This is a genomic window from Vagococcus vulneris (assembly GCF_003950515.1).
GTDB lineage: Bacteria > Bacillota > Bacilli > Lactobacillales > Vagococcaceae > Vagococcus > Vagococcus vulneris.
In genome coordinates, this window is record NZ_NGJS01000002.1 from 156,368 (window position 1) to 171,534 (window position 15,167).

General features: G+C 35.1%; 15 protein-coding genes. All 15 read right to left on the minus strand.

Features of this window, described 5'->3' with window-relative positions:
• Positions 1-2 precede the first annotated feature (2 nt).
• Positions 3-1,112, minus strand: coding sequence for a ribosome biogenesis GTPase YqeH (gene yqeH, locus CBF37_RS02370; RefSeq protein ID WP_125983113.1), 1,110 nt, complete (start codon positions 1,110-1,112; stop codon positions 3-5).
• Positions 1,105-1,638 (minus strand): YqeG family HAD IIIA-type phosphatase, encoded by a 534-nt coding sequence (locus CBF37_RS02375; protein WP_125983114.1) that lies wholly within the window; start codon positions 1,636-1,638, stop codon positions 1,105-1,107. Before CBF37_RS02375 ends, yqeH begins: the two co-directional genes overlap by 8 nt.
• A gap of 267 nt (positions 1,639-1,905) precedes the next feature.
• Complete coding sequence (locus CBF37_RS02380) at positions 1,906-3,144, minus strand: MFS transporter (RefSeq protein ID WP_125983115.1); 1,239 nt, start codon at positions 3,142-3,144, stop codon at positions 1,906-1,908.
• 54 nt (positions 3,145-3,198) lie between these two features.
• On the minus strand, positions 3,199-3,660 hold the full coding sequence (locus CBF37_RS02385) for a MarR family winged helix-turn-helix transcriptional regulator (RefSeq protein WP_125983116.1): 462 nt from the start codon (positions 3,658-3,660) through the stop codon (positions 3,199-3,201).
• Between the two features lie 72 nt (positions 3,661-3,732).
• The gene (gene purB, locus CBF37_RS02390; protein WP_125983117.1) at positions 3,733-5,028 is read right to left on the minus strand and encodes an adenylosuccinate lyase; all 1,296 of its coding nucleotides are present in this window, start codon (positions 5,026-5,028) and stop codon (positions 3,733-3,735) included.
• A gap of 87 nt (positions 5,029-5,115) precedes the next feature.
• On the minus strand, positions 5,116-6,507 hold the full coding sequence (locus tag CBF37_RS02395) for a gluconokinase (RefSeq protein WP_125983118.1): 1,392 nt from the start codon (positions 6,505-6,507) through the stop codon (positions 5,116-5,118).
• 108 nt (positions 6,508-6,615) lie between these two features.
• Positions 6,616-7,947 (minus strand): murein hydrolase activator EnvC family protein, encoded by a 1,332-nt coding sequence (locus tag CBF37_RS02400; RefSeq protein ID WP_125983119.1) that lies wholly within the window; start codon positions 7,945-7,947, stop codon positions 6,616-6,618.
• A 393-nt stretch (positions 7,948-8,340) separates the two neighbouring features.
• Positions 8,341-9,015 (minus strand): phosphate signaling complex protein PhoU, encoded by a 675-nt coding sequence (gene phoU, locus CBF37_RS02405; protein ID WP_125983120.1) that lies wholly within the window; start codon positions 9,013-9,015, stop codon positions 8,341-8,343.
• 29 nt (positions 9,016-9,044) lie between these two features.
• A complete protein-coding gene (gene pstB / locus CBF37_RS02410; protein ID WP_125983121.1) occupies positions 9,045-9,797 on the minus strand; it encodes a phosphate ABC transporter ATP-binding protein PstB in 753 nt (250 codons plus the stop codon).
• Between the two features lie 11 nt (positions 9,798-9,808).
• Positions 9,809-10,615, minus strand: a complete 807-nt coding sequence (pstB, locus tag CBF37_RS02415) for a phosphate ABC transporter ATP-binding protein PstB (protein WP_125983122.1) — start codon at positions 10,613-10,615, stop codon at positions 9,809-9,811.
• 13 nt (positions 10,616-10,628) lie between these two features.
• Positions 10,629-11,513: a phosphate ABC transporter permease PstA gene (pstA, locus tag CBF37_RS02420; RefSeq protein ID WP_125983123.1), complete on the minus strand. Its 885-nt coding sequence runs from the start codon at positions 11,511-11,513 to the stop codon at positions 10,629-10,631.
• Between the two features lies 1 nt (position 11,514).
• Positions 11,515-12,435 (minus strand): phosphate ABC transporter permease subunit PstC, encoded by a 921-nt coding sequence (pstC, locus tag CBF37_RS02425; RefSeq protein ID WP_125983124.1) that lies wholly within the window; start codon positions 12,433-12,435, stop codon positions 11,515-11,517.
• A gap of 26 nt (positions 12,436-12,461) precedes the next feature.
• Positions 12,462-13,292: a phosphate ABC transporter substrate-binding protein PstS family protein gene (locus tag CBF37_RS02430; protein ID WP_125983252.1), complete on the minus strand. Its 831-nt coding sequence runs from the start codon at positions 13,290-13,292 to the stop codon at positions 12,462-12,464.
• 255 nt (positions 13,293-13,547) lie between these two features.
• Positions 13,548-14,426, minus strand: coding sequence for a permease-like cell division protein FtsX (ftsX, locus tag CBF37_RS02435; RefSeq protein ID WP_125983125.1), 879 nt, complete (start codon positions 14,424-14,426; stop codon positions 13,548-13,550).
• Positions 14,419-15,105 carry a cell division ATP-binding protein FtsE gene (gene ftsE, locus CBF37_RS02440; RefSeq protein WP_125983126.1) on the minus strand — a complete coding sequence of 229 codons (687 nt, stop codon included), beginning with the start codon at positions 15,103-15,105 and terminating at the stop codon, positions 14,419-14,421. Before ftsE ends, ftsX begins: the two co-directional genes overlap by 8 nt.
• Positions 15,106-15,167 lie beyond the last annotated feature (62 nt).

Consider the following 15,167-nt stretch of genomic DNA (forward strand, 5'->3'; position numbering starts at 1 on the left):
TATTAAATTAATGCTTTCCTAATAATGACATCGACACCTTTTGGAGCCCAGCCAGCAACAACTGCTGGTTCTCTGACAGTAATCCAACCTAATCCAGCAAAAACTAGATCTGTTGGTTGTTTAATCGAAAATTCAAAGCGGACCAATTTAGGGAAATCGGCCAATTCATCGGGACGTGGTGGTTGTAATAAACCGCCAGCATGCTTCTCGTAAAATTCATCAGCTTTCTCTGTCTTAGTTCGATGAATATTTAATTCATTTGATACATAGGCAACGAATGAAGCCTTCTTGCCTTGAATGTAATCAAAACGAGCAACTCCTCCAAGGAATAAAGTCTGTCCAGCATTTAACTGATAAACTTTAGGCTTAATTTCTTTGGTCGGTGATGTCAAACGTAAATCTTTTTTACCTAAATAATGCGCCATTTGATGACGATGAATAATCCCTGGTGTGTCAATCATAAATTGACCGTCTTCTAAAGGAATTTCTATTTTATCAAGTGTTGTACCTGGAAATTGTGATGTAGTAATAACATTATCAACACCTGCCGTGGCACTGATTATTGCGTTGATTAAAGTTGATTTTCCGACATTTGTTACCCCGACAATATACACATCTTTCCCATGTCGATGTTCTTCAATTAAATCAAGTAAATCTAACATATCTTGCTTTTTCTTCGCACTGGTTAAAATTATGTCCTCTGGACGTAAACCAACTTCATGAGCACGCTCACGCATCCATTGTATCATTTTACCTCGCTTCAATGATTTTGGTAAAATATCTACTTTGTTTCCGACCATCAGAACTGGATTATCACCAACAAATCGGTGCAGTCCAGGAATTAAACTCCCATTGAAATCAAAAATATCAACGACATTAACAATTAGTGCATCAGACGTTCCAATACTGTTTAATAATTTCAAAAATTCATCATCGGTAATATTCACATCTTGAATATCATTATAATGACGCAATCTAAAACATCGCTGACAATAGACCTCATTTGTTTCTAGACCTTTTTCTAGTGCAGATTTTGGTGTATAGCCGATGCCGTCTTTATCCTCAGTTTGAATAATTACACCACAGCCGATACATTGTATTTCTTCAGTCATTTAAGGAATTCCTCCATTTCATCTCTTCAGGGTAAACTTGCTTTAACTTTCTCATCACACGGCGCTCTCTAGCCCGATTAAATTTTGTATTCCAAGCATCACTTTCAACAATCGGTTTAACTAACACAGTTCTGATACCAGCACGATTTGCACCGCGGATATCTGTCATAAGTTGGTCACCAACCATAATTAGTGACTCTTTTGGAAGTTGATACCTTTTTTCAACTTGCTTGAACCCGCGTTGAAACGGCTTCATAGCACGGGATACGTAATCTAAATTCAATTGTTTAACAGCTCGGGCAACTCGCGAGGCTTTATTATTAGAGACAACGATAACTGGAATATCAGCAATGCGCATCGAGTCAATCCACTCTAACAATTCTTTCGTACCATCTGGATTATTCCAAGCAATTAACGTATTATCCAAATCGGTTAGTACGGCTTTGATGCCATGTTGTTTTAACTGCTCAGGGGTAATATCATAAATTGCTTCAACCATCCAGGTTGGTTTATAATTTTGATACATGTTAAATTCCTTTCATTAAAAAAAGGAGAAACCTTAAGTTCTCCTTAGCTTTCCTACTATTATACGTTAAAATCCAGCAAAATTCACCTAAAATTAATCACTAGAGCAATAATAAATCAATTCATTACTAATACAATACTTCACTTTTATCAGGTAAACTAATAAACCAACTACCGTTACAGTAAAAATAATAATGTGCGTCAAAAACTTCTTTACATACTTTCAGCACCTCATAGCTTAGCAGTTCAGTCAAAATACTATTCTTAATTAAAATAAATCAGAAACACACTGCTTACCTAGTTTAAGTTTGCTTTTATCCTTTAATCGTGATAAGAAAAAGAGCCCCATTAGCAGTAACACACTATTCAGTAAAATCGGAGTAATGTGACTAATTCCGCCATACAATTGACCGCCGATCAGCGGACCGACTACCCGTGATAATGCTTGTAAACTTTGGGCTTGACCTTGAAGTTTTCCTTGTTCATCTTCAGTTCCTTGTTTAGAAAGCAAGCCATTAAATGACGGTCCAAACAAGGAATCTCCAAAACCGAATATTATCATACCAATTACAAAAACAATTGGCTTGCCTGTAATAACTGATATACAGATTACTCCATAACTAATCAATTCACTAATAAGCCCCACCGCAGCAATTTTTTGATCACTTAAATATTTTAGTAAGTACGGCATAAACAATACTTGAGAAACGATATCCATGATGCCGATAATTGAATACATCACACCAATCAGTGCAGCTTGCCATCTAAAGGTATCAATCGTCAATTGCCCAAATAATGATTGGAACAAACCCGCTGATAACCAGACAAAACTTCCAGAAATTAATATGTTCTTTAATTGCGGTCTTAATGAATGTACCGGATTTAAAGACTTCAGCAAGCTGTTTCGAACGCTTCCTTTGTTTACTATCCTCTTCTTCTTCAACGTTTCCGGCATAAAGAAATAACCATAGCAAGCATTCACTAATGTAACTGCGGCCCCTGCGAAAAGAGGGACACTTGTCCCAAAATGACTTAATAATCCGCCGACAACCGGTCCTGCAGCTGTTCCAACCCCCACTGTTGCTGACATCCACCCAAAATATCTCGTTCGCTCTTCCGAGTTCGTGATGTCAGAGAAATATGCAAAAAGAGTTGAAATTTCTCCACCTGTAATTCCTTCAATCAATCGGCCTATAAAAATCATTATCAATGATCCATTAATACCCAAGATGATGTATCCAACTGCCGAGCCAGCTAAACTAAATAACAAAATTGGCCGTCTGCCGATTCTATCACTGAGATTTCCTAATATCGGTGCAAAAATAAATACAGCACCTGAATAAACTGACATCATTAACGTAATCATTGTTGCTTGTTCATGAGCTGAGTGCACATATGGATTGATCAAGAACGGTAAAATTGGACTAATAATAGTTAAACCAATACCTGTTAGAAATACCGAAATGAATCCAAAAATTTTTGTGTGCTTTTCAAATTTGTTTGTCAATAGCCTTAACTCCTATCTTAATAATGTTTCCTTGTCAACATTATTAAGATAACTCTATTTTGTTTCCTTGTCAACATTATCTTCGGCTATTTTTTTCTGATATCTATTAATGAATTCAAAAAACACATGATAATCAGCATCTGAAAGTTGATTAAAAACTTCTGCATCTCGCTCAAGCCACTGCTGGTGAAGTAGTTGGTGTTTATCAAAAACTAATTGTCCTTCTTTCGTTAATTTAAAAAAAGTTTCTTTACGGTTTTCAGGTATCTGATACATTTCAATTAATTCTCTTTTAATCATTTTTTTAGTTAACTTGCTGATGGCCCCTCGAGTCATATGAGTTGCTTCAGCTAGTCTGGTTACATTGGCTGAAGGCTCTTTGGCAATCAACTCAATCAACTCAACTTCATTTAGTGTCATACCCGACAACTCAGCTTCCATCTCAGGTTTATTTCTATAATTTATTTCATTTAGCAAATCCATTAAACCAGTCATTAACTCTTGCCTCTTATCCATTTTTTGCCGCTCCCTTGTCTACCATTAAATAAAAACAGCTTAACCTTTTGCTAAGCTGTTCTACTCTTTTATTTATTTTAAACCAACCCGATTAAAAATTGTATCTACTGCTTTCAGATGATAATTATAGTCAAAGGCATCATCAATATCAGCCATAGTTAATACCGACATAATCTTTTCATCTGCTTCAAGTAATGGTCGAAATGCTATTTGATTGTCCCAAGCATAAGCTGTTTTCGGTTGAACTAAATCATAAGCTTCTTCACGGCTCATGCCATGATCAATCAACTTCAATAAAACACGTTGACTATAAATCAAACCAAAAGTAGCGTTCATATTACGTTTCATATTATCTGGAAAAACAGTCAAGTTTTTTACAATATTTCCAAAACGATTCAACATATAGTTTAATAAAATAGTGGCATCAGGAATAATAATACGTTCAGCTGATGAGTGAGAAATATCACGTTCATGCCATAGCGTTACATTTTCATATGCTGTTATCATATAACCGCGTAAAACACGTGCTAATCCAGACATATTCTCAGAACCGATTGGATTTCGTTTATGTGGCATTGCAGACGAACCTTTCTGACCTTTAGCAAAGAATTCTTCAACTTCACGCGTTTCAGATTTTTGTAACCCACGAATTTCAGTCGCAAATTTTTCGATACTTGTTCCTATTAAAGCAATTGTAGCCATATATTCAGCATGTAAATCACGAGGCAAAACTTGAGTAGATATTTCTTGTGCTCGAATACCCAATTTATCGCAGACATATGCTTCAACTGCTGGTGGAGTGTTAGCAAAAGTCCCTACAGCTCCACTGATTTTACCCGCTTCAACACCTTTAGCTGCTTCATCAAAGCGTTCTATATTTCGTTTCACCTCAGAATACCAAAGAGCCAATTTTAAACCAAAAGTTGTCGGTTCTGCATGTACGCCGTGTGTACGCCCCATCATGACAGTATACTTGTGTTCCTCAGCTTTTCTACCAATAATTTCTAAAAAGTTTGCTAAATCTTTTCTTAAAATATCGTTAGCTTGTTTTAAAAGATATCCATACGCAGTATCCACCACGTCTGTACTAGTTAAACCGTAATGAACCCATTTACGTTCGTCGCCTAGACTTTCTGATACAGCCCGTGTAAAAGCAACGACATCATGGCGTGTTTCTTGTTCAATTTCTAGAATTCTAGCAATATCGAAACTAGCATTTTCCCGTATTTTTTTTACATCTTCTTGAGGAATCTCACCTAAAGATGCCCACGCTTCATCTGCTAAAATCTCTACTTCAAGCCACGCATCATAACGATTTTCATCTGTCCAAATTTTACCCATTTCAGGTCGTGTATAACGTTCTATCATAATTAAATTAGTCCCTTTCTAACCACATATAAAAAAATACTTTTATATCATAACATGAAACTGCAAATGATATTCATCAAAATCACGTTAAAATTCTGCTAATCTTTTTTTATATACATCGTAATATTGCATGTATCTTTTATGGTTATCTTCATTATAAAATATCCTTTTTTGTTCAGTCATTTGATTAGCTGTCGGTGGTTCGATTAAACTCACGGCACCAAATGCTGCCTCAGAGTACTCTGATTGAATGCACGTCTTCCCAAAAATATCTGCAGTCATAATTGCTAAAACATCATTTTGAAAGAAGCCGCCGTTGATAGATAGATCTCTGATATCTAAATCAATCAATTCTGCTATATAAAATAAGTTAAATAAAACACCTTCAACAATCGCACGAGTTAGATCTTCTTTTGAATGATATTTCTTTACCCCTTGAAAAGAAGCCATTGCTGAAGAATCCCATAAAGGTGCACGTTCACCTGACAAAAATGGTAAGAAAGAAATTCCACGACTACCGATTGGTGATGTATAGACGATATCTGCTAGTTTTTCATACAAGCTGTTATTATCATAAAATATCTTATCTGCCCACTCTAAAACTTGACCACCATTATTAGTCGCTCCGCCGACTACCCAATAATCTTTTGTCAAATAGTAACAAAATGTTTGTCCTTTTGAATCTAATTTTATCTCCTTGGATAGCTTGCGAATAGCGCCACTGGTTCCGACTGTCAAGGTATTTGACGTCCCATTGGATACATAACTAGCATAACTGGCTAAACAGCCATCACTGGCTCCAACATAAACCTTCACATCACGGGATATGAATAACTCATCTGCTAAAGATTCTTTAATAATATAGTATTGATCTGTATCAACTAATGATGCCAATTGAGTCGACTCTATATTGAGAAAAGTTAAAACATCCTCATCCCAACGCTTTTCTTTTAAATTAAACATTCCTGTTGCAGAAGCTACTGAGTAATCGACCACTAAGTGTCCCGTAAAAGCTTGCATCAAATATTCTTTCAATCCTATCCATTTATCAACAGAAGCAAACCACCCTTTATTGCGAAAATGAGCAATTTTTGAGAAAGGCGACATTTCGTGAATTGGAGTTCCCGTCTTACCATAGAACTCATGGGCTAATGAGTCCTGCCGAAACTCTTTAACAAACTCGCTGCTTTGCGAATCTTGCCATATCAATAATTCCTGATCAATTCCTGATTCAAAAGACGGCATGATACTATGCATTGCTGTACAAAAAATAATAGATGTAATATCGTAACCCTTTTGCGTCAGTACTCGAACTGTTCTTTTTATTTGAATAAGAATCCTTTCTGGGTTTTGATAAACTTTGCCCGTATTATCCGAGTGAGTTTCTATTGGAACTGAAACCATATCTACAATTTGATGATTCTCAAATATTTGACATTTTAAATTAGTTGTACCAACATCAATTGCTAAGATGCTCATTGGTCATCCTCCTTTACGTCTTCAAGTTTATCTTCATCTTTCATTCTACTTTTTATCGTAAAAAAAAGCTATAAAAAAAGCGATAGCTATTGACTATCGCTTCATTTTTTAAATTCCGATGAATGAACTTGGATCCATAAATCCATTCCATAGTCCTGTACTGATACCAAAATGTAAGTGAACACCAGTTGAATTGCCAGTTGTTCCCATTCCGCCGATTACCTGACCAGCTTGTACTTGCGATCCATTAGCGATACCGGGAGCATTTAAATGCATGTAGTAAGTATAGTAACCATTATCATGTTTAATAATAACGTGGTTACCTGCACTTGGATGGAAACTTGATTCTACAACTGTACCAGCTCTTGATGCCATAATAGGCTGACCAGATGATCCTGCCATATCGATACCATCATGCCACGTTCCAGCAAATCCGTTTGGGTCTGGACGTCCGCCAAAACCACTAGTAATTGTAATATTTGGAATTGGACGTTGGAATCCCCCACTTCCAGATGTTGTTGGGATAACTGTTGGTTCATCATAAGAACTACTATCAGCTGCAGGCTCTGAATTATTGCTTGCTCCTTGATTGCCTGACGGTCTGCTAGCAGAGACTGGTTTGTTTGATTCTAAAGGTTTTTCAGCCTGTTTCGTTGCTTTTGCTTCAGCTTGTTGTTTGGCCAAGGCTTTTTCTTGTGCTTCTTTAGCTTGTTTTGCTTTTTCAGCTTGTTCTTTTTGCTTCTTCGCATTTTCTGCAGCAATTTTCTCAGCTTGTGCCTTTTGAGCTAATAATCCAGATTTTTTATCTTTTGCTGAATCTAAAGATTTTAAAATATCTTGAGCTAATTTTAATTGTGCATCTTTTTCAGCCTCTAATTTAGTTTGATTAGCTTTTAAATCATTTGCTTTTTTAGTAATTTCATCTAACTTTGTTTGCAAATCGATTTGTTTTTGAGCCAGTTCTTCTTGATCTTTTTTCTGTTCCTGAACAATATCATTATTAGCTGTTACTAATTTTGTATAAGCAACAGTACGACTGATTGCATCTGATACTGAAGATGATTCCAAGATAACATTAACAATGTCTTGTTCATTTTGATTAACTTGTGTTGAACGTACTTGATCTTCAATTTTTTCAGTTCTTTTTTGAATTGCTTTTTGCAATCCTTCAATATCAATAGCTAACTGATTAGCTTCTTTTTCTAAAGTTACTTTATCTGATAATAATTGATCAGCTTCTTGAGTCAATGTAATTATACTTGCATCGATATCTGATAATTTACGATCAGAATTATCTTTATCATCAGAAAGTTTATTTATAACTTTATCTTCATTCTCAATTTTTTTATCTATTGTTTCTGCATTTGCAATGGAAGCATGTGTCATAGTAACTAAACACGTCGCTGCAAATGTAAATACTAGTGATTTTTTCGCTCTCATTCATTTACCCCTATACACGTTTATTTCTATTCTATTAGACTATATCATACTTAAGTCTGATAGTTAATTACAGATTTATTACAAATCCTCCTTAGGTCCATATTACTTATTATTTATATAAGCTTCAATATGTGTTCCATCAATATAAACTTCAGAAATACCAACTAATTCAACCTCAATCTGTACTACGAAAAATCCATAAAATTTTGTGAAAAATATTCATATTTATAAATCATTGATCCTAATTTTTATTCAATGTTGAAAAATAAGGAACAGAATATTTAAGCCAATAAATGATTGATAAGCTATATTATTAGTCATTTTTTTCTCTATTTTACCAATAAAAAAGACAAAGCATCTAAATATAAATACTTTGTCTCTGACCTTTAAACTTTATTCAGGACTGATTTTAACTTCTAATTCTGAAATCTTGCCAGTTTTTAAATATACAATCCACTCACAGATATTTGTCACATAATCCCCGATTCTTTCAAGAAAACCAGCAACATGCATATAATCCGCTCCAACGATAACCGTATCTGGATCTTCTTGCATTGCCTGAATCGAATGATGATAAATATTTTTAAAACACCTATTTATTTCTTCATCTCGTTGTGCTAATTCTACTGCTTTTTCCACATCGGTATTAACATAGGCAACTAAAACCTCATCAACCATTTTAGTAACTTTATCAGCCATTTCAGAAATTTCTTGTTCGATTTCCAATACTCGTTTATTACCTTTAATTCTAATTGTTGATTTTGCAATTGCGACGGCATGGTCCGCCATTCGCTCTAAGTCGCTGCTGGCCTTCATAATTGTAACAATAGTTCGCAAGTCAGTCGTCACCGGCTGCTGCAAAGCTATCATTTCAAAACTTTTCTTTTCTAAATCTTGTTCTTGCTGATTAATCGCTGAATCATTTTCGATGACGTCTTTAGCTAAGCTCTTATCATGATCAATAAATGACTTTACTGATTTATTAATTGCAGTGCTGACATCATTTCCCATATTGTGGAACTTTGTATGCAGCTTGTTTAATTCTTCTTCAAATTGTGTTCTTAACATAAATCCATCCCCTTTATAAATATAAATTTTTAACCAAATTTTCCAGAAATATAATCATCTGTTTCTTTTTGACTTGGATTCAAGAATATTTTTTTTGTTTTATCATACTCAATTAAGTCGCCGTTTAAGAAAAAGGCTGTTTTGTCGGAAATACGTGATGCTTGCTGCATATTGTGGGTTACCATAATCATCGTATACTGATCTTTTAATTCTAATAGCATGTTCTCAATTTTTCCGCTGGAGACCGGATCAAGGGCACTCGTCGGCTCATCCAACAGTATTATTTCAGGTTTCACAGCCAGTACACGAGCAATACATACTCTTTGCTGCTGGCCACCTGAAAGGGAAAGTGCGCTTTTATTTAGTTTATCTTTAACGTCGTCCCACACTGCTGCAGCTTGCAAACTTTCTTCAACAATCTGATCCAGTTCTTCCTTAGAGTGCTTACCTTCAAGCCTCAAACCATAAATAACGTTATCATACACAGAAAAAGGAAACGGATTAGGTTGTTGAAAGACCATACCTATTTGTTTTCTTAATGAAACAATATCCATTTTAGGACTGTAAATATCTTTATTGTCATAAGTTACTTTTCCAGTAATGGTTACATCTGGAATCAAGTCATTCATCCGATTCAGTGTTCTTAAAAATGTTGATTTTCCACAGCCAGAAGGACCAATTAGTGCAGTTATTCCACCTTCATCAAAATCCATTGTGATACCTTTTAATGCTTCATTTTTGCCATAATACAAATGCAAGTCATTTGATTCAATAATTGCCATGATTATCCTCCCTAACCGAAATGACCAGACACATAATCTTCTGTCGCCTGAATTTTTGGTCGTGTAAATATTTTTCTTGTTTTATCATATTCGATTGCTTTACCCATATAGAAGAAAGCTGTATAGTCACTGATACGAGACGCTTGCTGCATATTATGAGTCACGATAATTATTGTATAATTTTCTTTAAGATTGATTAATGTTTCTTCTACCTTACTTGTAGAAATCGGATCTAATGCACTAGCTGGTTCATCTAAAAGTAATATATCCGGTTTAACAGCGATAGCTCTAGCTATACACAATCTTTGCTGTTGACCACCAGATAGTGCTAATGCACTTTTATTTAAGTTATCTTTAACTTGATCCCATAAAGCTGCTTGTTTAAGACTTGTTTCAACAATCTCATCAAGTTTCTGCTTATCTTTTAATCCATGTCTTTTTAAAGCAAACGTAATATTCTCGTATATTGATTTACTAAATGGATTAGGTCGTTGAAATACCATACCAATATGTCGACGCATCTCAAAAACATCAATAAATTTTGAATTTATGTCGGTATCAGCATAAACAATTTTTCCTGTCACATTCGTATTGGCAATTTCATCATTCATTCGATTTAAGGATCTCAAGTATGTTGATTTACCACATCCAGAAGGACCAATTAATGACGTAATTTTATTTTTTTCGAATTCTAAACTAACACCTTTAATTGCTTCATTATCTCCATACCATACATGTAAGTCTTCCGTTTCTAAAGCAATCTTTTTTTCAGCATTGAAACGGATAATATGTGTATCGTCCAAACTGTATTTTTTCATATAATTTACCTACCTATGCTGACGTAATTTTCTTGTGTAATCTCTTGCCAATAAATCGTGCTAAAAAGTTAAACAGTAGAACAGCTATAATCAAAACAGCTGAAGCTCCAGCCGACACTTGGGCACCATCGGGCATGTTACCTTCACTATTAACTTTCCATATATGAACCGCTAACGTTTCAGCCTGTCTGAAAATATTAAGAGGACTTGAAATACTTAGGGGATTCCAATTTGAAAAATCTAATGCTGGAGCGCTTTGTCCAGCTGTATAAATTAAAGCTGCAGCTTCACCAAAAATTCTTCCGGCACCTAGAATAATACCTGTCAAAATCCCTTGCAGAGCTTCTGGTATAACTACACGAGTCACAGTTTCCCAACGTGATAAACCGAGGGCTAATCCCGCCTCACGTTGCGTAAAATGAACGGCTTTTAAAGATTCTTCAACATTTCTTGTTAATAAAGGTAAATTAAAGAACGTTAATGCTAATGCACCTGAAATAATTGAAAAACCAAACCCTGCTTGAATAACGAAAATTAAGAAACCAAACAAGCCGACAACAACCGAGGGTAATGAACTTAATACCTCGATGGCAGTCCGTATAACATCAGTAAACCAGTTTTTACGTGCGTATTCAGATAAATAGATGCCCGCACCTAAAGAAATAGGTATACTTATAATCATCGTAATAATCAGTAAGTAAAATGAATTAAATAGTTGAATACCGATACCGCCGCCAGCTTGAAAGCTCTTAGATGGTTTTGTTAAAAAATCCCAAGAAATATGTGGCACGCCGCGAACCAAAATATAAAGTATCAAACTCGCTAAAATGGCAATTATTATAGCAGCAATGGTATAGAGAATACCAGTTGCAATTTTATCTGCTTTTTTTGGATTCATTTTATTTCATTACCCCCTTTTTACCAATTAGACGAGTAATAATATTAAAGAATAGCGACATTAATAATAACAATAATGCCAATGACCACAAAACATTATTCTCTAAAGTACCCATAATTGTATTACCAATACCCATTGTTAGTACACTGGTTAAAGTCGAAGCTGGAGTTATTAAATTATGTGGCATTAATGATGCATTACCAATAACCATCTGAATCGCTAATGCTTCACCAAAAGCACGAGCCATTCCGAAAACAACTGCTGTTAAAATACCAGGCACAGCTGCTCTCAAAACCACTTTGTATATTGTCTGCCAACGCGTTGCGCCAAGTGCTAGAGATGCCTCACGATAGTGTCTAGGTACAGACTTCAAAGCATCTACAGTCATCGAAGTTACAGTGGGTAAGATCATAACGAATAAAACAAAAGTTCCAGCTAAAATACCAAATCCAGAGCCACCAAATACATTTCTAACAGCTGGTACAATAACAGAAAGACCGATAAATCCATACACTACTGATGGAATACCAACTAATAATTCAATTACCGGCTGTAAAATTTTTGTACCTAGTTTTGGAGAAATTTCAGTCATAAATACGGCTGCTCCAATGGCAAATGGTGTTGCAATCAGAGCCGATAACAATGTGACAACAAATGATCCTGTAAGCATCGGCAATGCACCCACCAATGGTTGTCCATCAGGTCCCTTGGACCCAGGATTCCACTCCTTGCCTAAGATAAAATCTTTAATGCTTACTTTATCCACAAAAAAGGTAGCAAGCCCCTTACTTGCAACGAAATAAAAAATTGCTAATACAACAATAACGATTAATAAAATAGCTAAAAAACTGATAGTTCTACCAAATTGCTCAAGTTTTGCTTTTTTAGATTTTTTTAACAACTTTTTTTGAATATCTTCCAACTGTATATCCTCCCCATTGTAGGTATTTAATTACTGATTACATTCCCTTTAACATCTCGTTCTACCTTCATTTTTGAAACTGGAATATAGCCTAGTTGTGGAACTATATCATGTTGTACTTCATCAGATTCCATGTATTTCAAAAATTCTTTAGTTAGTCCTTTAGGTTCGCCCTTAGTATACATGTGTTCATATGACCAAATGACCCATTTATTCGACATCACATTTTCCTCAGTCGGTGCCACACCATCAATTGTTAGAGTAGCGACATCTTTAGTTACATAAGAAAACGCCACATAGCTGATTGCACCTGGTGTTGTGCTGACTATTTGCCGGACCATCCCAGTAGACTCTTGTTCTTGAGAATTTTTAGCTTTATCACCTTTCAAAACCCATTGTTCAAAAGTATAGCGACTTCCGCTCCCAGCGGCACGATTAATTAAAACAATTTCTTGATCTTTACCGCCAACTTCTTTCCAATTCGTTACTTTTCCAGTAAAAATTTTCTTTAGATTATCCATTGAAATATCTTTAATACCAACTTCTTTATTAACTATCGGAGTCAGACCTACAACAGCAACACGATGATCCACCAATACCTTGCTATCTATTCCATCTTTTTCTTCCGCAAACAAATCCGAGTTGCCAATTTCCACAGCTCCAGATTGAACTTGACTTAACCCAGTTCCGCTTCCGCCTCCCTGAACGTTAATAAATTTACCAATATTTTTACCGCTGTATTGTTCACCTGCAGCCTCTACTAGCGGCTGCATAGCAGATGATCCGACCGCATTAATAGATTCTCCATTATCTACACCTTTACAGCCAACAAAAAGAAATGCTAAACTCACTAACATCAAGCTTTTTAACACGTTTTTCACGAGTGTACCCCCTAATAATTTTACGAATAATTTACATTTAACACAATTTGCATAAACTAACCAAACTAAACATATAATTAAGCGAAAAGAAATGCAAGTATTTTTACATTGATTTTACAATAGACGTCAACATTTAACATTCCTCAAAAAAATATTTTGGCATCAAATGCTCTTGACGTAAAAACAACCTGAAGAAATAATTTCTCCAGGTTTGATTTATTTTTTCAATCCTTAGATTTTTAAGAACCGTCTCATTGAGAATATGGAACCTACTGATCCTATAACGATCCCAATAACAGCAATTAAAATATTTAACTGAACGACCAATTGAGTCGGATTGATTAATTGATAAGACATCATGTTCTTAGCAAACATAAAATAAATTTGTGAATAGCCGAAAGAAATCAAAAGCACTGGAACAATAGAGCCTAAGACACCGATAAATGCACCTTCTAGAAAGAAAGGCCATCTAATGTACCCATTTTTGGCACCTACCAATCGCATAATCTGAATTTCTCGTTTTCTAGAAATAATTGTCATTCGAATTGTATTTGAAATCAAGAACATTGCTACAAATAATAGGAATACTGCAGCAATACCACCCCATAATTTTACATTCTTCGACATTTTAAAGATCTTATCTGAGTTTTTGCCACCATAATCAGCTTTATCAACATTAGGCAAATCCTTCGCAGATTTTTGAATATCTGGAATTGATTCTGTATTTTTAGGTGTCACAATGTACACATCATATAACGGATTATCATCCCCATCAAACAGCTTCCATGTATCACCTAATCGATCTGTTAATTTTTTATACTCATTTTGTTTACTTGAAAAAGTTACTTTATCAACATCGGGTAATTTACTTAACTCTTCACCTAGTTTTTTAATATCTGTTTCATTCGTTCCAATCTCAACAAAAACTGAAACATCTACATTATCACGAATATCATCGGCAATTTTATTAATATTCATTATAACACCTAGAAAAATTCCAAGTAGTGTTAAAGTAACCGTAACCGCACTAACAGAAGCAATTGTCATCCAACCGTTACGCTTTAAATTTTTAAGTGAGCTGCCAATATGTCTAAAAAAATTTCTAATCATCGTACCCATAATCCCCCTCATCTTGGTCTCTTGTAATACGACCATTTTCAATCGCCAGTACACGATGACGAATGGAGTTTACAATCATACTATTATGAGTCGCCATTACAACCGTTGTACCTTGTGCATTGATGCGATCTAATAAATCCATAATCTCCCAAGAGTTTTCGGGATCCAAGTTTCCAGTAGGTTCATCAGCAATTAATACTTTTGGTGTATTTACGATGGCTCTAGCAATTGCGACACGTTGTTGCTCACCACCAGATAACTCACTTGGAAACACACGTACTTTATGCTTCAGACCAACTAAATCTAAAACTTCCATGACACGTTTTTTTACTTCACGCGGTTTTTTTCCGATTACCTGCATAGCATATGCGACATTTTCATAGACAGTTTTATGTGTTAATAATTTGTAATCTTGAAACACAATACCTATTTCACGTCTCAAATAGGGTATATTTCGATTCTTTATTTTTAATAAGTCATAGCCACACACATTTAGTGCACCTTTAGTGGCTCTTTCTTCACGATACATTAATTTAATAAATGTCGATTTACCAGCACCGCTAGGGCCAACAACATATACAAACTCTCCCTGATTAATGTTTACAGATACATTTCTCAGTGCAGTCGTACCATTTGAATACTTTTTGGTTACTTTTTGCATTTCAATCATGTATAGATTCTCCCTGATATATTTATTCCAGTCCTAATTGGTTATAGTATAACATGTCTTGG

Excerpts from the sequence above, each read along its gene's own strand:
- yqeH (WP_125983113.1), bottom strand. The coding sequence starts at position 1,112 with ATGACTGAAGAAATACAATGTATCGGCTGTGGTGTAATTATTCAAACT.
- CBF37_RS02375 (WP_125983114.1), bottom strand. The coding sequence starts at position 1,638 with ATGTATCAAAATTATAAACCAACCTGGATGGTTGAAGCAATTTATGAT.
- CBF37_RS02385 (WP_125983116.1), bottom strand. The coding sequence starts at position 3,660 with ATGGATAAGAGGCAAGAGTTAATGACTGGTTTAATGGATTTGCTAAAT.
- purB (WP_125983117.1), bottom strand. The coding sequence starts at position 5,028 with ATGATAGAACGTTATACACGACCTGAAATGGGTAAAATTTGGACAGAT.
- CBF37_RS02395 (WP_125983118.1), bottom strand. The coding sequence starts at position 6,507 with ATGAGCATCTTAGCAATTGATGTTGGTACAACTAATTTAAAATGTCAA.
- CBF37_RS02400 (WP_125983119.1), bottom strand. The coding sequence starts at position 7,947 with ATGAGAGCGAAAAAATCACTAGTATTTACATTTGCAGCGACGTGTTTA.
- phoU (WP_125983120.1), bottom strand. The coding sequence starts at position 9,015 with ATGTTAAGAACACAATTTGAAGAAGAATTAAACAAGCTGCATACAAAG.
- pstB (WP_125983121.1), bottom strand. The coding sequence starts at position 9,797 with ATGGCAATTATTGAATCAAATGACTTGCATTTGTATTATGGCAAAAAT.
- pstB (WP_125983122.1), bottom strand. The coding sequence starts at position 10,615 with ATGAAAAAATACAGTTTGGACGATACACATATTATCCGTTTCAATGCT.
- pstA (WP_125983123.1), bottom strand. The coding sequence starts at position 11,513 with ATGAATCCAAAAAAAGCAGATAAAATTGCAACTGGTATTCTCTATACC.
- CBF37_RS02430 (WP_125983252.1), bottom strand. The coding sequence starts at position 13,292 with ATGTTAGTGAGTTTAGCATTTCTTTTTGTTGGCTGTAAAGGTGTAGAT.
- ftsX (WP_125983125.1), bottom strand. The coding sequence starts at position 14,426 with ATGATTAGAAATTTTTTTAGACATATTGGCAGCTCACTTAAAAATTTA.
- ftsE (WP_125983126.1), bottom strand. The coding sequence starts at position 15,105 with ATGATTGAAATGCAAAAAGTAACCAAAAAGTATTCAAATGGTACGACT.